The following is an 18602-nucleotide window of genomic DNA, read 5'->3' on the forward strand; positions in this document are numbered from 1 at the left end:
AGACATTTGGTACCCAGGCGTACATCCAGCATCCGTGATCATGAAAAACTCATGGTGCACCCGGCCGGTTGAGCATGATCGCGGAGACATCCGGCGGCATCCGGCGGTCCGGGGCGGCGGTGGCCGAGGTGTCGCCCCGGCGGCGCGCGACCCAGCTGCGCTGCCGAAGCCGGTCCGTGGCCGAGCGACCGGGCGTCGCGGTCCCGCGCCTCAGGGCGTCAGGGCGCCAGCGTGCCCCGGGTGATCCAGGCGAGGTTGGACGGCCGCAGCGCGTCGGTGCGCTCGCCGAGGATCTCGTGCTGGTTGGTGTGCTCGGCCCGCATGCCGTGCCGGGCGAGCAGCGCGGCGAGGCCGGCGGGGGAGAGGAACGACAGCCAGGGCTCGCCGTGCTGGGCGTTCACCGGGCCGACCGCCTCGACGTAGGCCTGCCCGGCCGCGTCGCGGTCGGCCTCGGGCACCATGTGGTCGAGCACCAGGATCGTCCCGGCGCCGAGCCGCGCGACGGCGGCGACGGTGCGCTCGATCGCCGCCTCGGTGAGGTACATCGTCACGCCGAGCCAGCCGACCACCGCCGGCCGCCGCGGGTCGAACCCGTGCGCGACGAGCCCTTCGAGCAGGTCGTCGCGCTCGAAGTCGGCCGGGACATAGGCGGCGGCCTCCGGGATCCCCGCCGTTCGCAGGGCATTTCGCTTGTACCGCTGGGTCGCCGCCCGGTCGACCTCGAACACGCGCACGCCGTCGGAGGCCCGGTAGGCGTAGCTGTCGAGTCCGGCGCCGAGCACGACATACTGCTCGTATCCCGAGCCGCGCAGCGTGTCCTCGGCGTAGCGGCCCCGGCACACGACCTGGGCCCGCGCCCCGGCGAGCACGGGGTGCTCGCCGTGCAGCCGGTGATACTGCAGCAGCTCCTCGGCCTGCTCGCCGAGCAGCGCGCCGGCCAGCGAATCGACGAACACGTGCGGCTCGCCGTCGACGATGAGATGCGCGGCCCGGGCGGCGGCCGCCATGAGCGCGGTGCGGCTGATGGTTGCGGTATCGGTCACGCCGCAAACGCTAGCCACCGATCCGGACATCATATCATAAACGCCCATATTTATCCAGTACCGTCCGGGCCCGCGGCGCCGTCCTTACGGTCGATTTCCGGGGTCGCGCGCAGGAGCGGCGGGTAGAGGATCGCCGCGGGGCCGCGGCGGAACAGCTGGGCCGGGCGGCCGCGCTCGCCGGCGGTGGAGCGGCCGGTCGGGGTGACGAAGCCGGGGGTCGAGGTGGCCTTGCGGTGGAAGTTGCGGGGGTCGAGCGGGGCCGACCAGACCGCCTCGTAGACGCCGCGCAGCTCGGCGATGGTGAACTCCGGCGGGCAGAAGGCGGTGGCCAGCGGCGAGTACTCGAGCTTCGCCCGGGCCCGCTCCAGGCCGTCGGCCAGGATGCGGTCGTGGTCGAAGGCGAGCGCCGGCACCGCGGAGACCGGGACCCAGTGCGCCTCGGCCGCGTCGCCGCCGGCGCGCGGGGCCGGGGCGTCCGGGAGCAGGGCCAGGTAGGCGATGGTGACGACCCGGCCGCGCGGGTCGCGGTCCGGGGTGCCGTAGCTGCCCAGCTGCTCCAGGTGGCCCGCGTCGGGGACGCCGGTCTCCTCGGCCAGCTCGCGCGCGGCCGCGTCGCCGAGGTCCTCGTCCTGCAGGACGAAGCCGCCGGGCAGCGCCAGGTCGCCGGCGAACGGCGGGTAGGCGCGGCGGACGAGCAGTACACATAACGCCGAATCGCGGATCGTGAGCACCACGAGATCGACCGTCACCGCGAATGTCATGTAGTTATCACCACCTTGACGATAAAAGGCGACGACGTATATCGTCGGTTGGACGATAACTGATGGGGAGGGTCGCCATGGCGGATCTGACACGCCGCATGTTCCTGCGCCACCTGCGCGGCACGCCGACCAGCTGGATCCGGCACCACGTCAAGGGCAAGGTGCGCCACGAGGGCATCGGGCAGTCGTTCTGGTATCGGCCGCTGACCGCCGTGCTGTCCGAGGTGCCGGTCGACGACCGGGAGCTGCCGCTGCTGTTCCACGCCCGGACCGCCGACTTCGCCGACGTGACCGTGCAGGCGACCGTGACCTACCGGATCAGCGCGCCGGCGGTCGCGGCGGCGCGGCTGGACTTCTCCGTCGACCCGACCGGCGGGCAGTGGCGCGGGCAGCCGCTCGACCAGGTCGCCACCCTGCTGGCCGAGCTCGCCCAGCAGCCGGCCCTGGACCTGCTGGCGCGGCTGCCGCTGACCGAGGCGCTGACCGCCGGCATCGCGCCGGTGCGCGAGGCCGTGTCGGCGGCGCTGGGCAGCGACCCGCGCCTCGCCGACACCGGCGTGAGCGTGGTCAGCGCGCGCGTCGTGGCGATCCGGCCCGAGCCCGACCTGGAGCGCGCCCTGCAGACGCCGACCCGGGAGGCGGTGCAGCAGGAGGCCGACCGCGCCACCTACGCGCGCCGGGCCCGCGCGGTCGAGCAGGAGCGCGCCATCGCCGAGAACGAGCTGCAGAACAAGATCGAGCTGGCCCGGCGCGAGCAGCAGCTGGTCGAGCAGCACGGCGCCAACACGCAGCGACAGGCCGAGCTCGACGCGGCGGCCGCGCTGGTGGCCGCGCAGGCCGAGGCCGAGCGCTCGCGGGTCGCCGCCCAGGCGGAGGCCGACGCCGACCGGGTGCGCACCCAGGCGCGCGCCGACGGCGTGCGGGCGGTCGGGCTGGCCGAGGGCGAGGCGGAGGCGGCGAAGCTGGCCGCATACCGCGACCTCCCGCCCGCGGTGCTGCAGGCCCTCGCGCTGCGCGAGCTGGCCGGGCAGCTGCCGGAGATCGGCCAGCTCACGGTCACCCCCGACGTGGTGACCGGCCTGCTCAACCGACTGGGCCGATGAGCACCCTGGCCCCGCGGGTGGTGATCGTGTCGCGGCGCAGCGAGCTCGACGAGCTGCTCGCCCGGCACGGCACCCGCGCCGCCGCCGACTACTACCTGCGCGAGCGGGGCCGCGACCTGGCCGAGGTCGCGGCCCGGCACGAGGCGCTGCGGGCCGCGCTCGCCGCGACCGGCGCGGCGATCCCGGCCGACTGGCGGCGCGGCCACATCGACCGCGACGACCTGCCGCGGTTCCTGTTCGGCCCCGAGGACGTGGTGATCGCGGTCGGGCAGGACGGGCTGGTCGCCAACGTCGCGAAGTACCTCGACGGGCAGCCGGTGATCGGCGTCGACCCCGAGCCGGGCCGCAACCCCGGCGTGCTGGTCCGCCACGAGCCGGGCGCGGTGGGCCCGTTGCTGCGCGGCCGGCGCGAGGCCGAGCCGCGCACGATGGTCTCCGCCCGCCTCGACGACGGGCAGGAGCTGCTGGGGCTCAACGAGGTGTATTTCGGCCACGCCACCCACCAGTCCGCCCGCTACACCCTGTCCACCCCGGCCGGGCGGCGGGAGCGGCACTCGTCCTCGGGCGTGGTGGCCGGCACCGGCACCGGCGCCACCGGCTGGTGCTCGTCGATCGCCCGCGAGCGGGCCGGCGCGCCGGCCCTGCCCGGCCCGCGGGAGGCGGCGCTGTGCTGGTTCGTGCGCGAGGCCTGGCCCTCGCCGGCCACCGGCGTGGCGCTCACCAGCGGCCGGCTGGCGGCGGGGGAGCGGCTGGAGCTGGCCTGTGAGGGTGAGCGGCTGGTGGTGTTCGCCGACGGGCTGGAGGCCGACCGGCTGGAGCTGTCCTGGGGCCAGCGGGTGAGCATCGGTGTCGCCGACCGGCAGCTCAGCCTGGTCGTGTAAGAACAGGACGTGAACACCTATCCGCTGGGCGACCGTGAAGTCCACCGCGTCGGCTTCGGCGCCATGCAGCTGCCCGGGCGGGGCGCCTTCGGGCCGCCGCGGGACCGCGCGGAGGCCCTCGCGGTGGTGCGCCGCGCGGTCGAGCTGGGCGTGGACCACATCGACACCGCGCAGTACTACGGCCCGGACGTGGCCAACGAGATCCTGCGCAGCGCGCTGTATCCGTACCCGGACCAGCTCGTCTTCGTCAGCAAGGTCGGCGCCGCCCGCGACGAGAAGGGCGGCTGGCTGCCCGCGCAGGAGCCGCGGCAGCTGCGCGAGGGCGTGCTGGACAACCTGCGCGCGCTCGGCGTGGAGCGGCTGCACGCGGTCAACCTGCGCCTGAACGCCAAGGGCGACCCGGCGGTCTTCGACGCGCAGCTCGACGCCATGGCGTCGATGCGCGACGAGGGCCTGATCGGCGGCGTCGGGCTGAGCAACGTCGACGAGGAGCAGCTGCGCCACGCCCTCGGCCGCACCGAGATCGTGTGCGTGCAGAACCCGTTCAACCTCGTCGACCAGCAGTCCCGGCCGGTGCTGGACCTGTGCATCGAGCGGGGCATCGCCTTCGTGCCGTTCTTCCCGCTGGGCGCGGCGTTCGGCCGGGAGCGGGTGCTGGGCCTGCCGCGGGTGAAGGCGGTCGCCGAGCGGCTGGACGCCACCCCGGCCCAGGTCGCGCTGGCCTGGGTCCTCGCCGTCGCGCCGAACACGCTGCTCATCCCCGGCACCGCGTCGCTGGAGCACCTGGCGGAGAACGTCGCCGCCGGGCGCCTGCGGCTCGACGCCGAGGCGCGGGCCGCGCTCGGCCTGCCGGGTGCGGTGGGATGAAACGGCGGCAGGTCGCCAACCTGCTCGCCCTCGCGGTGCTGGGCTACCTGAGCCAAGGGCCGATGCACCCCTACGAGCTGTCCAAGACGCTGCGCAACAACGGCGACGCGCGCAGCATCCGCTTCACCCACGGTTCGCTGTACATGGTCGTGCAGCAGCTGGCCAAGGCCGGCTTCGTGGCCGAGCAGGAGACCAGCCGGGCGGGGGCGCGCCCGGAGCGCACCGTCTACGCGATCACCGACGCCGGGCGCGCGGAGCTGCGCGACTGGCTGCGCGAGCTGGTCGGCGAGCCGCAGCACGAGTACCCGGCGTTCGTCTCCGCCCTGTCGCTGGTCGCCGCGCTGCCGCCGGACGAGGTGGTGGCGCTGCTGCACGAGCGGGAGTCGGCGCTCGACGGGCTGCGCGCCGAGACCGCCGCCCTCATCGAGCGTGCCGAGGCCGAGGGCGTGCCCGCGCTGTTTCTCATCGAGGAGGTGTACCGGCTGAGGCTGATCGACGCCGAGCGCGCGTTCGTCGCGGAGTTCATCGGCCGGATCACGGATCCGCAGCAGGGCTGGGGCCCGATGTGGGCGGCGGCGCACGGTACCGAATTCGAAACCAAATAGTTGACACTGACTAATCGCTCCCGGATAGTTGAGACCAACTAATCCGGGAAGCGGGGTGCGCTCATGTCCGAGGCCGGCAACGCGATCATCATCGGCGGCGGGATCGGGGGCCCGGTGGCGGCCATGGCGCTGCGCCGGGCCGGCATCGAGGCGACGGTGTACGAGGCCTATGCCGGCCCGGCCGACGGCGTCGGCGGCGCGCTGAGCATCGCCCCGAACGGCCGCACCGCGCTGGCCGCGATCGACGCCGAGGCGGCCGTGGCGGCGGTCGGCCACCCGATGCGGGCGATGGTCATCCAGAGCTGGACGGGCAAGCGGCTGGCCGAGTTCGGCACCCCGCCCGGCCTGCCCGGGATGCTGCTGGTCTGGCGCGCCGACCTCTACCGCGCCCTCTACGACGAGGCGGCCCGCCGCGGCGTCCACATCGAGCACGGCAAGCGCCTGGCCGGGCTGTCCGACGCCGGCGACCGGGTCGTCGCCCGCTTCGCCGACGGCACCGAGGCGACCGGCGACATCCTCGTCGGCGCCGACGGCATCCGCTCCACCGTCCGGCGGCTCATCGACCCGGCCGCGCCCGAGCCGCGGCACGCCGGACTGCTCGGCTTCGGCGCCCGCATCGACGGCGACGGCCTGCCCGGCACCGCCGAGAAGATGCACATGGTGTTCGGCAAGCGCGCGTTCCTCGGCTACCAGATCGGCGGCCCGCAGACCGGCTGGTTCGCCAACCTCCCGCACCCGGCCCCGATGAGCGCCGCCGAGGCCCGCGCGATCCCCGCCGCGCGGTGGCTGGACCGCCTCACCGAGGTGTTCCGCGACGACCGGGGCCCGGCCCTGCAGCTCATCCGCCGCACCGACCCCGCCGAGCTCGTCGTCACCGGCGGGCTCGAGGACATCCCGACCGTGCCCACCTGGCACCGCGGCCGGGTCGTCCTGATCGGCGACGCCGCCCACGCCACCTCGCCCAGCTCCGGGCAGGGCGCCTCGCTCGCGATCGAGAGCGCCGTGCAACTGGCCCGCTGCCTGCGCGACCTGGACGTGCCGGAGGCGTTCGCCGCCTACGAGGCGATGCGCCGCGCCCGGGTCGAGCGGATCATCCGGATGGCGGCCCGGACCAACAGCGACAAGGCCGCCGGCCCGGTCGCCCGGGTGCTGCGCGACCTGCTCATGCCCGTCGCGATGCGGCTGCTCGCCGATCCGGCGAAGTGGGCGTGGCAGTATGACCACCCGATCGACTTCGCCGCGCCGGTTCCCGCCGCCGACCGGCCCCGCGTCGATCGATAGAGATCTTCCGGTACCGTCAGGCCCATGGTGCTTCCGAGCCCGTCCTCGGCCGAGGGCAAGGCCGGCCTGGCGGCCATCGTGAGCCGCCCCGCCGAGGCGACGCTGGCCCTCGACTTCGACGGGGTCATCGCGCCCATCGTCGCCGATCCGGCCGACTCCCGGCCGTTCCCCGGGGTGATCGCGACGCTGCACCGGCTGACGTCGCTGGTCGGCTCGGTGTCGATCGTGACCGGCCGCGCCGTCGCCCACGTCATGGCGCTCGGCGACTTCGGCGCCCTGGCCGAGGACGACCGCTTCGGCGTCTTCGGCCTCTACGGCCTGCAGCGCTGGGATCCGCAGCGGCGGGAGGTCGTCTCGGCCGTCGACGCCCCCGGGGTGCCGGTGGTGCGCCGGCTGCTGCCCGGCGTGATCGCCGCCGCCCCGGACTCGGCCGGGGTCGTCATCGAGGACAAGGGCATGTCGCTGGCCGTGCACACCCGGCGCGCGGACCGGCCGGAGGAGGCGTTCGCGGCGCTCAGGGGACCGCTGATCGACCTCGCGGCGGCCAACGGGCTGGCCATGGAGCCCGGCCGCTTCGTGCTGGAGCTGCGCCCGCCCGGAGTCAACAAGGGCAACGTGGTGTCCGGCATCGCCGAGCGCCGCGGCGCCAAGGCGGTCGCCTACTTCGGCGACGACCTCGGCGACCTGGCCGCCTTCGACGCCGTCGACGCGCTGCGCGCGGACGGTGTCGCGGGCCTCAAGGTCTGCAGCGGCTCCGACGAGGTGCCGGCGCTCAAGGAGCGCGCCGACCTCGTCGTCGACGGCCCGCCCGGCGTGGCCGCCTTCCTGACCGGACTCGCCGGCACGCTCGAGGGGTGAGCCGCCCGGCCGGTGTCACCTTGCCGACCTGACGCACCGTTCCCGGCTGCTACGTTGCGTGACATGCGGCTCGCGACGTTCAACGTGGAGAACCTGTTCGCCCGCGCCAAGGCGATGGACACCACCGTGCGTGACGAGGGGCAGACCGCGCTGTCCGCCTTCGAGACCTTCAACCGGATCGCCGCCAACCAGACGTACACCCCGCAAGACAAGACGGACATGCTCGACGCGCTGGTGACCCTCGGGGTCCTGGTGCAGACCCGGGAGGGCCGGCGGCTCAACGCCCGGCAGTTCGACACCGCCTGGGCCCTGCTCCGCGAGAACCGCGGCGACTTCCTCGCCGCGCCGGCCAACGCCGAGCCGCACATCGTGGCGAACGGCCGCGGCGACTGGACCGGCTGGGTCGAGCTGACCGTCGAGCCCGTCGACGAGCTCGGCACCCGGATGACCGCGCGGGTGATCACCGACCTCGCCGCCGACGCGATCTGCCTGGTCGAGGCCGAGAACCGCCCGGCGCTGGCCCGCTTCAACGACCAGCTGCTCGGCGGCCGCTACGGCCACGCGATGCTGGTCGACGGCAACGACCCGCGCGGCATCGACGTCGGGCTGTACCTCAACGCCGAGATCGAGATCGACTGGGTGCGCAGCCACGTCGACGTGCCCGACCCCGCCGTGCCCGGCAAGCGGCTGTTCAGCCGGGACTGCCCTCTCTACAAGCTGCGCCTGCCCGGCGGCACGGACCTGTACCTGCTGCTCAACCACCTCAAGAGCCAGAGCTTCGCCTCCGGCGACCCGGACCCGCTGCGCACCCGGCAGAGCACCGAGGTGCGCGCCATCTACGACCGGCTGCGCGCCGGCGGCGCCGACTACGTCGCGGTCCTCGGCGACTTCAACAAAGGCCCGGACCGCCGGGATCCCAAGCAGCACCCGACGCTGGAGGCGCTGCTCGGCTCGGGCACGCCGCTGGTGAGCTGCTACGACCTCGAAGCGTTCGACCAGCTCTTCGACCCCAAGGACACCGGCCGGGAACGGCCCGGCACCTTCCAGACCTGCTCGATCTCCAACCGGCTCGACTACATCCTGCTCTCGCCCGAACTGGCAGCGAAGGTGACCGGCGGCGGCGTGTTCCGCAAGGGCCTGTGGGGCGGACCGGACAACAAGAAGCCGCCGAAGCTGTGGAGCGTGTACCCGGAGCTCGACGCCGCCAAGCACGCCGCCAGCGACCACGCCGCCGTCTGGGTCGACCTCGACCTCTGAGGCGACGGCGGGACCTTTGGCCTTGGCGCGGCGGCCGCGGCACGGGAACGATAGGTACTCGTGTGGGCCGCCCGGCAAATCATCCTGTTCTGGGTGGCGGCGCTGCTGCTCACCGCCGGCGTGGGGGCCGCCGCCGCAGGCGCTACGGGCTGGCCGTCGGCGCTGTGGACCGGCGCGGCGGTCGTCGGGCTGGCGTACTCGACGGTCACCATCGCCGTCGCGGTGCGGCGCCGCCAGCCGTCGGTGGACGTCATCGCGTGGCTGGCGCTGGCCGGCGCACTGCTGGTCGGCGATCCGCTGGCGGGCGCCGTGATCGCCGTCATGCTGTTCACCGGCGGTGTGCTGGAGGCACGCGCGTCGGCCCGGGCCCGCCGCGAGCTCGGCCGCCTGGCCGCCGGGGCGCCGCGGATCGCCCGCCGGGCAGGCCCGGACGGCGTGGCGGAGATCCCGGTGGACCTTGTCGCGGTGGGCGACCGGCTGCTGGTCGGCGCGGGCGAGCTCGTGCCGGTCGACGGCCGGCTGCTCGACGACGGCGTGTTCGACGAGTCGGCGCTGTCCGGCGAGCCACTGCCGGTCGACCGGCGGGCCGGCGACAGCGTGCGCAGCGGTGTCGTCAACGCCGGGCCGGCGGCGCGGATGCTGGCCACCGAGACCGCCGCCGCGTCGACCTATGCGGGCGTCGTCCGCCTGGTGGAGCGGGCCCAGGCGAGCAGCGCCCCGTTCGTCCGCCTCGCCGACCGGTTCGCGCTGGCCTTCGTGCCCCTGACCCTGCTGGCGGCCGGGCTCGCGTGGGCGATCTCGGGCGAGGCGGCGCGGGCCGTGGCCGTCCTCGTCGTGGCGACCCCCTGCCCGCTGCTGCTGGCCGCCCCCATCGCGATCATGTCGGGGGTGTCCCGGGCAGCCCGGCACGGCGTGATCCTCAAGGGCGGCGCGGCCCTCGAGCGGCTGGCCACCGGGCGGGTGCTGCTGTTCGACAAGACCGGCACCCTGACCGGCGGCCGGCCCGTCCTGTCCGCGATCATCAGCCACGACCGCCCGGCCGACGACGTGCTGCGGCTGGCCGCCGCGCTCGACCAGGCGTCGGCGCACGTGCTCGCGGCGCCGATCGTGACCGCCGCCCGCGACCGCCGGCTGAGCCTCCCGCCGGCGTCGGGCGTGCGGGAGCGGCACGGCTCCGGCATCGAGGGCGTGGTGGAGGGCCGTTCGGTACGGCTGGGCAAGGCGGCCTGGGTCGTCGACGGCCCGGCACCGGACTGGATGCGCCGCGCCCGCCGCCGCGCCGCCCTGGACGGTTCGCTGACCGTGTTCGCGGCCGTGGACGGCCGCCCCGCCGGGGTGCTGCTGCTCACCGATCCGCTGCGGCCCGACGCGCCCCGCATGATGCGCACCCTGCGGGAGGCCGGCATCGAGCGCACGGTCCTGATCACCGGCGACCGGGCCGACATCGCCGAGACCGTCGGGCGGATCGCCGGGGTCGACGCGGTCTACGCCGACCGCGACCCGGCCGACAAGCTCGCCGTCGTCCGCGCCGAACAGGCCGCCGCACCGACCGTCATGGTGGGCGACGGGGTGAACGACGCCCCGGCGCTCGCCGCCGCCGGCGTCGGGGTGGCCCTGGCGGCCCGCGGGGTCACGGCCGCCGCCGAGGCGGCGGACGTCGTGCTCACCGCCGACCGCGTGGACGGCCTCGCCGACGCGATCCTCGTCGCCCGGCGCGCCCGGCGCATCGCCCGCCGCTCGGCCGGGGTGGGCATGGCGCTGTCGCTGGCCGCGATGATTCCGGCCGCGGCCGGGCTGCTGACCCCGGTCGCCGGTGCGCTGCTGCAGGAGGCGATCGACGTCGCGGCCATCGGCCTCGCCCTGACGGTCCTGCTGCCGCAGCGCACGCACACCGTCACCATGCCGGCCGGCGACCTCGCCGTGACCCGGGAGCTCTACGCGCAGCACACCGCCATCCGGCCGCTCGTCGAGCGGATCCGGGCCGTCGCCGACGACCTCTCCGCCACCGGCGGCGACCTCGGGCCCGTCCGCGAGCTGCTGGACCACCTCGAGTCCGACCTGCTGCCGCACGAGCGCGCGGAGGAGCGGCAGCTGCTGCCGATCGTCGCGCGCGCCCTCGGCGGCCCGGACCCGACCGGGGCGCTCAGCCGCACCCACGCCGAGATCGAGCACCAGATCCGCCGGCTGCGGCGCGCCGTGCCGGACACCGGCGAGCGGCCCGAGCCCGAGGACGTCGTCGACCTGCGTGCCGGCCTCTACGGCCTCTACGCCATCATGCAGCTGCACAACGCCCAGGAGGAGGAGAACGCGTTCAGCCTCATGCCGGCGCCCGACATCGCGGCGGCCGACCGGATCTAAGTTGTCGGGTCGTCGGTTGTTTGTGGGCGCCGGTCGAGGGGTGGGCGCGCCGCCCCTGAACCGGTGCCGCCGACCGCGATGCCAGCGGTGCCCCGCCCCAACACCGCGGCGCGATCACGTCCCAGACGGCGGGCGCTGCACCCGCGCGGCGCGGTGCTGGGACCGGAAGTCTCCGTGATCATGCACACTCGCGCGTCGACACCAACGGTTTTTCATGATCACGGAGTGCTGATGTACCCCCGTGTACCACAAGTCTCCGGGATCATGGCAAACCCGGCGTGCGGTCACCGCGGGCCTCATGATCACGGAGACATACCGTCCGGCCCGGCCGCGCGGATCGCAGGTTGCGCCCGCCTGGTGCGACATCCGCACCGGGGGCCGGCGCCGATGACCGCTGGTGCCCCGCCGATGGCCACCGACGCCCAGCCTGCGCCGGGCGTCGGGCATCAACCAGCACGATCAGGCGCTGGCCTCCATACACCAGGAATGCCATCAGATGAACGGCGCGTGACGGCAACGGATCGGCCTTCTGTACGGCCTCGGGGACCGTTCATTGCCGCCGCTTGCCCTATCCCGTCACCCGCCGCCCCCGCCGCACGATGGATCGACACGGTGCAGGGAGGCGGCGGTGGCGAGGTTCTTTCCGGCCCGGCCGCGGGCCCGCGCGACGCGCGGGGAGCGACTGGTCTTCGACCGCCTCGGTGCGCTGTCCGACGCGTGGCACGTCTTGCACAGCCTCGGCTACGTCGTGGAGGGCCGGGACGGGCTACGGTTCGGCGAGGCCGACTTCGTCCTGCTGCATCCGCGGCTCGGGCTGCTCATCGTCGAGGTGAAGGACGGCGCCTACGTCGTCGAGGGACGGCAGTGGACCGCGGTGCGCGGCGACGGCGGCCGGGTGCCGCTGGCGCGGGACCCCTTCGAGCAGGCCGCGACCAACCGGTTCCGGCTGGTCGCCTGGCTCAAGGAGCAGGCCGGCGTGCGCTGGGTGCCGGCGGCGCACTGCGTGCTGTTCACCGACGGGCGGCCGTCGGGCCACCTCGGGCCGAACGCACCGGACGCGCTGGCACTGACCGGCCCGGCGCTGCACCGGGTGCGCGAGGCCGTCGGATCGGTGTTCGACCACTGGCAGCTGGGCGGGTGGGCGCATCCCGACGACTTCGCCAAGGTCCTCGCCGCGCTGTGCCCGGCGGCGACCGTGGAGCGGACCGTCGACTACGACGTCGACGTGGCGACCGGCGAGATCGAGCACCTGACCCGGCGGCAGATCGACCTCACGTCGCGGCAGTTGGAGGTGCTGGCCCAGACATCGCGGCGGCGCCGGTCGCTGGTGCTCGGCGCGGCCGGCACCGGCAAGACCGTGCTGGCGCAGGCCCGCAGCAGGGCGCTGGCCCGTGACGGCGCCGTGGTCGGGCTCATCGGCCAGCCTCGGCACCTGCGCCAGCAGCTGCGGCAGTCCCTCCAGGCCAGCGGCGTGTACTGCGGCGACGCGGCGGACGTATTCAGCGACGCCTTCGGCACGGAGGCGTTCGCCGCCCAGCGCGGCAACGATCTGTGGTACGCCGCCCTCGAGCTCGCCGACACCCACGGGCCGCCCTTCGACCACCTGATCGTCGACGAGGCGCAAAGCCAGGACCCACTGCTGCTCGACGCGCTGGAGCACCTCGTGCGCCCCGGCGGCACAACCGTGCTGTTCGCCGATCCCTACCAGCGCGACTCGACCGGCATGTGGCGGCCGGCCGGCGACGGCTTCAACGAGTTCTGGCTCACCGAGAACTGCCGCAACGCCCTGCCGATCGCCCGGCTCGTCGCCCGGCTGTCCGGCGCGCACACGCCGCAGTCCGGCCCCGACGGCCGGACGCCGCGGCTCACCATGGCCGAGCACGGCGGCAGCGAGGAGATAGTCCGCATCGTCCAGGCGCTGCTGCTGGATCTGCTGCCCAGTCAGGTCGTCGTCCTCACCCGCAGCGCACGCGGCCACGAACCGCTGCGCCGGACCCTCACCAACGCCGGCGTCTCGCGCCGGCTGCTCGTCTGCTCGGTCGAGCAGTTCCGCGGCTGCGAGGCGCAGGTGATCGTCTACGCCGCGGACACCCCAGACGGCGGCGATCGGACCCTGGACTACATCGCCGCCAGCCGGGCCTGCGCCTACCTGCACGTCGTGGGTGACATACGGCAGTGGGAAGACACCCGTTTCCTGATGGAGGAGCACAAGTGACACTCTTCGAGGAGGCAACGAGCTACCTGCGGGCCGAGGGTTACTCGATCGGCACGACCGACGCACGGACCGGGCTGGTCAAGGCCGAAAAGGCCGGCATCGGCGGGATGAACGACCAGATCACCGTCTGGTGCCCGCCCTACGGCGAGCCCGAGGAACTGCGCCGCAACGAGGGCGGCATGCTGCACCGGTTCAAGGAGGACTCCCGCACCGGCGGCCTCAAGTTCCTGCTGCTCGAGTCGACGCAGGGGCTGTCCGCCGGGTTCCGCCAGCAGGTGCTGTCGAGCTATGACGTGCAGACCCGGGTACCGATCCAGTTCTTCGACACGCCGTTTCGCTGGGACGGCGCCGCCGCGCAGCAGCAGGCCGCCACCGCGGCCCGGAAGCTGCACGGCGAGGGCGAACAGGCCGCCCGGTCGCGCACCCCGCAGCCGTTCGAGCGGGTCAGCCGTGGCCAGGAGGGACCGGACCTGCTCGGCGAGCTGCAGCGCCGCTTCGGCGGCTCCGCGGAATGGGATCGCCCGATCATCCTGGTGACCGCGCCGGCCGGCTCGGGCAAGAGCATGCTGTTCAAGTCGCTGTTCGCCGCGCTGCACACCCAGTTTCTGGCCGGCAAGCGCCAGCAGCGGCGGGGCCGCCGGCCGTTGCCGCTGCTGCCGGAGTACCTGTCCACGGCCAGCGCGCCCGCCCTGCGGCCGATGGTGGAAGCGTTCATGCAGACGGAGTTCGCGCGCTCCACGAATCCGGCGACGTTCGAGTGGATGCTGACCCGGGGGTACGCCAGCTGGCTGCTCGACGGTCTCGACGAGGTGATCTCGCGGGATCCCCGGTTCTTCGAGTACATCGACGACATCATCAACCGCGACGGCCACCCCCGGATCCTGATCTGCGTGCGCGACTCGCTGCTCGGCTCGAGCCCCGGACTGCGCGACTACCTGGCCGACGCGTCCGACCGGATCGACGAGTACCGGCTGGTGCCGTGGCAGCGGGAGTCCGTCGTCACCTTCGCCCGGATCCGGCTCCAGGACCGCGACGAGCGGCTGATCTCGCTGGTGGACTCGCGGCCGAAGCTGCTCGAGCTGTGCGGCACGCCGTACTACGCCGAGTTGCTCGCCACGCACGTCGCCGAGGACCCGGTGGGTGAGCTGCCCGGCGACTACTCGGAGCTGGCACTCATCGAGGACGCCACCCGCTCGATCATCCGGCGGGAGTACGACAAAGGCCTGCTCACCTCCGCGATCGACATGGAGGACCTGCTCGACCTGGTCACCGAGGTCGCCGTCGAGGAGCTGCGCGACGTGCGCGACCGCGGCGTCGACGTCGCCTACATCGACGAGCTGGCCGCGCTGTTCCTGTCGGAGCTCGACGACGAGGTGCGGGAGCGGATCGCCGGGCAGATCCGGCAGCTGTCGCTGCTGCGCGGCGCGCTGGAGCTCAACCGGGTCCGCTTCGCGCAGGACGTCATCTTCGAGTACTTCATCGGCGTCCGTGCGATCGCCTACTTCCAGGCCAATCCGACCATGTTCCAGCAGCTGCTGGGCTGGCGGCGCTTCCCGCCCGACTCCATCGCGCTGCGGCTGCTGCGCACCTGGATCACGCAGCACAACGCCGGCGAGGACCTGCTCATGCGACTCACCCAGGCGGCCGACCACGACGTGGCCTTCCACAACATGCTGCAGACGCTGATCGGGCTGCCTCGATGCGCGGCGCTGCTCCAGGAGGCGCCGCTGGAACGCCGGGACCTCTCCGGCCTGGTGTTCTCCGCGATCCCGCTGCGCGAGGTGTCGCTGCGGGGCGCGAACCTCGAGGCGACCAAGTTCGTGGACTGCGACCTGACCGGCTGCAACCTCGCCGACGCCATCCTGTCCGAGACCGTCTTCACCGGCACCAGCCGCGAAAGCCTGCCGCGCGCCGACTTCGGCGACCTGGCGAGGTTCGTGTCGGTCCGGCTGGACCGCAAGACGGTCGACTCGGCCGACGCGTTCGTCAGGCTGATCGTCGAGCAGGGCGGCCACGCCCGCTCGGTCGATCCCTGCGCGTCCGCGCAGCAGCTGACCGGCCTGTTCCTGAAGTTCGTCCGGCCCAACGGGCAGGCCCGCCGGGACTGGCTGGACACCAAGGCCGTGCTGGCCGGCAAGCGGCACATCGACGATCCGTCGGTCGTGGTCAACGCCGCGGTGCACGCCGGATTCATCATGCCCGGCTCGGGGCGCGCCCGCTACGAACGCACCCACAGCGAACTCTACGCGGACATGGTCGCCTACGTCAGGGACCAGCGGATGGCCCCGAGCATCACCGCACTGCTCGCCGAGATCTGCCGGGAGCCGGACTGCGCCCATGCCTCCGCCGCGACCGGCTGACGGCCTCACGACCGCAGGAGGGTCAGCACGGCGAGCACCCGGCGGTTGACGTCGGGCAGGGCGGGCAGGCCGAGCTTCACGAAGATGCTGCGGATGTGCGCCTCGACCGTGCGCTCGGCCAGGAACAGCTGCTCCGAGATGGCCACATTGGACAGTCCCTCGGCCATGAGCGCGAGGATCTCGCGCTCCCGGTCCGACAGCGCGTCGATGCCCTCCCCGCGGCGGCGCGGGCGGCGCATGACCCGCTCGACCACGAGCGGGTCGACGGCCGTGCCGCCGGCCAGGACCCGGCGCACGTCGGCCAGGAACCGGTCGATGTCGGTGATGCGGTCCTTGAGCAGGTAGCCGACGCCGGCCTCGCCCTGCTCGAGGATCGTCACCACGTCGCGCGTCTCGATGTACTGCGACAGCAGCAGGATCGCCAGCCCCGGCGCCTCCTGGCGCAGCCGCAGCGCCGCCTTGAGCCCCTCGTCGGTGAACGTCGGCGGCATGCGGATGTCGACGATGACCGCGTCCGGGCGCACCTCGTCGACGCTGCGCAGCAGCTCCGCCGCGTCGCCGACCGACCCGACCACGTCGAATCCCTCGGCGGCCAGCAGCCGCTCCAGCCCGGCCCGCAGCAGCAGCGAGTCGTCGGCGAGCACCAGCCGGTTGCTCATCGTGCATCCTCCTCGGCGTTCGCGACGTTCAACGGCAGGCGGGCGGCCAGCAGGGTGCCGCCGCCCGGCGGGCTGCTCAGCGACAGGCGGCCGCCGCACGCCTCGACCCGGTCGCGCAGGCCCTCCAGGCCGCCGCCCGGCACGAAGGCGGCCCCGCCGGCGCCCGAGTCGCGGACCGAGACGAGCAGCCGGCCGTCCACCGTGGTCAGCCGCAGCTCGACGCCGCCGTCCCCGCCGTGCTTCTCGGCGTTGGTCACCGCCTCCAGCGCCACGTAGTACGCGGTCACCGCCGTCTCCTCCCCGATCTCGGTCGCGCCGACGCGATCGTCCACATCCACCGCGACCCGGGACCGCTCCGCGATCGACTCCAGCGCCCCGGCCAGGCCGTGGATGACCAGCGCCGGCGGGTTCATCCCGCGGGCGATCTCGCGCAGCTCGTTGACCGCCGTGTTCAGCTCCGACAGGCCCTGGTCCAGCAGGGCGGCGCCGGAGCCCTCGCCGCCGCCGGCCCGCTGGGCCTGGCGCAGCAGCAACGACGCGGCGATGAGCCGCTGCTGGACGCCGTCGTGGATGTTGCGCTCGATCCGGCGGCGCTCGGCGTCGGCGGCCTCGACCAGGCGGCGGCGGGAGCGCAGCACCTCGTCGAGCTGATGGGAGTTGTCGAGCACCAGGGCGGCCATGCGCAGCACCGCGTGGAAGACGTCCGGGGCGGCGGCCAGGGCCGGGTCGTGCACCAGCGCGCCGACGTCGCGGCCGCCGTGGCGCAGCGGGGTGAGCGCGGCGCCGGGCGGGCGGCGGCCGCCGAGGCGCCCCAGGTCGGCGGGGGAGAGGACCTCGAGCGTCGGGTCGCCCAGGCCGGCGCGCAGCGCGTCGCGCAGGCCGGCGGGCCCGGCCGGGTCGGCGCCGAGCGCGGCGACCAGCGAGCGGATCGCCGGCGGCGGTGGCTGGCTGCGGGCCAGGCTGAGCGCGGCGCCGACCGGGATCGCGGCGCTGCCGGCGTAGTAGACGATCTGCGGTAACGAGCCGCCGACGTACCACTCGGAGCTGACCACCGCGGTCGCGGCCACGTTGACGAGGTTGGCCACCCAGAACGGGGTGTAGGCGGCGCGGTACAGGGGGCTCGCCACGCGGTACCGCCGCAGCAGGAACAGCAGCAGTCCGGCGCCCACCACCGGATAGGCGACCGCGCGCACCTCCAGCAGGCCACCGATGCCCGCCGGGTGACCGGGCGTGAGCCACCAGCCGAGCAGTACCGCCGGCCAGAACAGATATCCGGCCAGCGCGGTGGCCCGGTCCAGCCGCCCCTGCAGCCGCCCGACCGGGATGACCAGCGCGCAGTGCAGCACCAGCGGCTGGTAGACGGCACCGAGCATCAGCCCGTCGCGGAACAGCCACGGCACCGCCACCCGGCCCGCGCCGTCGGCCAGCCAGCACAGCCCGGCGGCGAGCATCAGCGGCCCCATCCGCGAGTCCGGGCGGGCCCGCCACATCCGCTGCCCGACCTCGGTGTGCAGCACCCCGGTCAGCACGAAGCAGGTCAGCTCCCACGCCCCCCAGCCGCCGCGCACGCCCAGCACCGCGACGGCGATCGCCATCGCCACCGCCGCGCTCCGCAGGCCCGTCCGCACCGCAATATCGTCGGGCACCCGACGTATCAAGGGAATACGTGCTGCCACTGATGTCCGGGATCCCGGCCGATTCCTACCTTGAGCGCATGCGAATCCGAATCATTCCCCTGCTCGTCGTGGTCGGCCTGGCCGCCACCGCGTGCTCGCACGACCCTTCCGCGCCCACCGTCGCCGCGCCGGTCAGCCAGGCGCCGTCCGCCGCGGCCACCACCGCTACCGCCGCCCCGACGACCGCCGCCGCGACCGGCACCACCGCGCCCGGCGACGTCGGCGGCGACGCCGGCAAGCTCACCCTCGACCTGGTCGAGCGGCAGGTCGAGCCGGTGCTGTCCAAGGACCCCGACTGCCCCAAGGGCGAGTGGACCACCGACGTGTCGAACCTGCCCGATCGGTACCGCTCCGGCGCGAAGCAGTTCGCGCAGTACGACTGCCACCTCAGGGCCGGTGAGGCGGTGCCGCACCGGGTGGCGCAGGCCGTCTACATCACCTTCGCCGACCCGCGCATGGCCAACGACTACGCGGACAACGAGGCCGGGCTGTCGCCGTCGCTCGTCGCCTACAACACGGTGGTCGTGATCGGCTCGGGCCTGCCGACCGTGAACATCCGCCAGACGCTGCGCACCATCTCGCAGGCCTGCGTCTGCGGGCACGTCAGCTGAGCGACGTTTCACCGAATCTGCACAGCGCGCACACCCGCCGCCCCGACCCGCTCCCTACGGTCGGGGC

At 74.0% G+C, this 18602-nt stretch carries 15 protein-coding genes; 11 read left to right on the forward strand and 4 right to left on the reverse strand.

What is annotated here, in order from left to right:
• Positions 1-218: 218 nt before the first annotated feature.
• Together ACQPXD_RS21600 and ACQPXD_RS21605 are read right to left on the reverse strand one after the other, a co-directional pair.
• On the reverse strand, positions 219-1043 hold the full coding sequence (locus ACQPXD_RS21600; RefSeq protein ID WP_432841220.1) for a class I SAM-dependent methyltransferase: 825 nt from the start codon (positions 1041-1043) through the stop codon (positions 219-221).
• Between the two features lie 50 nt (positions 1044-1093).
• On the reverse strand, positions 1094-1804 hold the full coding sequence (locus ACQPXD_RS21605; RefSeq protein WP_432841222.1) for an NUDIX hydrolase: 711 nt from the start codon (positions 1802-1804) through the stop codon (positions 1094-1096).
• Positions 1805-1881: 77 nt separating this feature from the next.
• Between ACQPXD_RS21605 and ACQPXD_RS21610 the strand changes: the two genes are divergently transcribed.
• The 10 genes from ACQPXD_RS21610 to ACQPXD_RS21655 all read left to right on the forward strand — a co-directional run bounded on the left by ACQPXD_RS21610 (position 1882) and on the right by ACQPXD_RS21655 (position 15589).
• Positions 1882-2907 carry an SPFH domain-containing protein gene (locus ACQPXD_RS21610; protein WP_432841224.1) on the forward strand — a complete coding sequence of 342 codons (1026 nt, stop codon included), beginning with the start codon at positions 1882-1884 and terminating at the stop codon, positions 2905-2907.
• Positions 2904-3788 (forward strand): hypothetical protein, encoded by an 885-nt coding sequence (locus ACQPXD_RS21615; RefSeq protein ID WP_432841225.1) that lies wholly within the window; start codon positions 2904-2906, stop codon positions 3786-3788. The genes ACQPXD_RS21610 and ACQPXD_RS21615 overlap by 4 nt, the downstream gene beginning before the upstream one ends.
• A 9-nt stretch (positions 3789-3797) precedes the next feature.
• Complete coding sequence (locus ACQPXD_RS21620) at positions 3798-4655, forward strand: oxidoreductase (protein ID WP_432841227.1); 858 nt, start codon at positions 3798-3800, stop codon at positions 4653-4655.
• The gene (locus ACQPXD_RS21625) at positions 4652-5260 is read left to right on the forward strand and encodes a PadR family transcriptional regulator (RefSeq protein ID WP_432841229.1); all 609 of its coding nucleotides are present in this window, start codon (positions 4652-4654) and stop codon (positions 5258-5260) included. Before ACQPXD_RS21620 ends, ACQPXD_RS21625 begins: the two co-directional genes overlap by 4 nt.
• A 63-nt stretch (positions 5261-5323) precedes the next feature.
• Complete coding sequence (locus ACQPXD_RS21630) at positions 5324-6541, forward strand: FAD-dependent oxidoreductase (protein WP_432841231.1); 1218 nt, start codon at positions 5324-5326, stop codon at positions 6539-6541.
• 24 nt (positions 6542-6565) lie between these two features.
• Entirely contained in the window at positions 6566-7399 is an 834-nt protein-coding gene (otsB, locus tag ACQPXD_RS21635) for a trehalose-phosphatase (RefSeq protein ID WP_432841233.1), read from the forward strand.
• A 63-nt stretch (positions 7400-7462) separates the two neighbouring features.
• Entirely contained in the window at positions 7463-8656 is a 1194-nt protein-coding gene (locus ACQPXD_RS21640; RefSeq protein ID WP_432841235.1) for an endonuclease/exonuclease/phosphatase family protein, read from the forward strand.
• A gap of 60 nt (positions 8657-8716) precedes the next feature.
• Complete coding sequence (locus ACQPXD_RS21645) at positions 8717-11014, forward strand: heavy metal translocating P-type ATPase (RefSeq protein WP_432841237.1); 2298 nt, start codon at positions 8717-8719, stop codon at positions 11012-11014.
• A gap of 628 nt (positions 11015-11642) precedes the next feature.
• Positions 11643-13229, forward strand: coding sequence for an NERD domain-containing protein (locus ACQPXD_RS21650; RefSeq protein ID WP_432841239.1), 1587 nt, complete (start codon positions 11643-11645; stop codon positions 13227-13229).
• Complete coding sequence (locus tag ACQPXD_RS21655) at positions 13226-15589, forward strand: NACHT domain-containing protein (protein WP_432841241.1); 2364 nt, start codon at positions 13226-13228, stop codon at positions 15587-15589. The genes ACQPXD_RS21650 and ACQPXD_RS21655 overlap by 4 nt, the downstream gene beginning before the upstream one ends.
• Positions 15590-15594: 5 nt before the next feature.
• Here the strand turns inward: ACQPXD_RS21655 and ACQPXD_RS21660 are convergent, their stop codons facing one another.
• The gene (locus tag ACQPXD_RS21660; RefSeq protein WP_432841243.1) at positions 15595-16248 is read right to left on the reverse strand and encodes a response regulator transcription factor; all 654 of its coding nucleotides are present in this window, start codon (positions 16246-16248) and stop codon (positions 15595-15597) included.
• Entirely contained in the window at positions 16245-17876 is a 1632-nt protein-coding gene (locus ACQPXD_RS21665) for a sensor histidine kinase (protein WP_432841245.1), read from the reverse strand. Before ACQPXD_RS21665 ends, ACQPXD_RS21660 begins: the two co-directional genes overlap by 4 nt.
• 86 nt (positions 17877-17962) lie before the next feature.
• Between ACQPXD_RS21665 and ACQPXD_RS21670 the strand changes: the two genes are divergently transcribed.
• The gene (locus ACQPXD_RS21670; protein WP_432841247.1) at positions 17963-18535 is read left to right on the forward strand and encodes a hypothetical protein; all 573 of its coding nucleotides are present in this window, start codon (positions 17963-17965) and stop codon (positions 18533-18535) included.
• Positions 18536-18602 lie beyond the last annotated feature (67 nt).

Source organism: Dactylosporangium sp. CA-092794, from assembly GCF_050948465.1.
In the GTDB taxonomy this organism is placed as follows: domain Bacteria; phylum Actinomycetota; class Actinomycetes; order Mycobacteriales; family Micromonosporaceae; genus Dactylosporangium.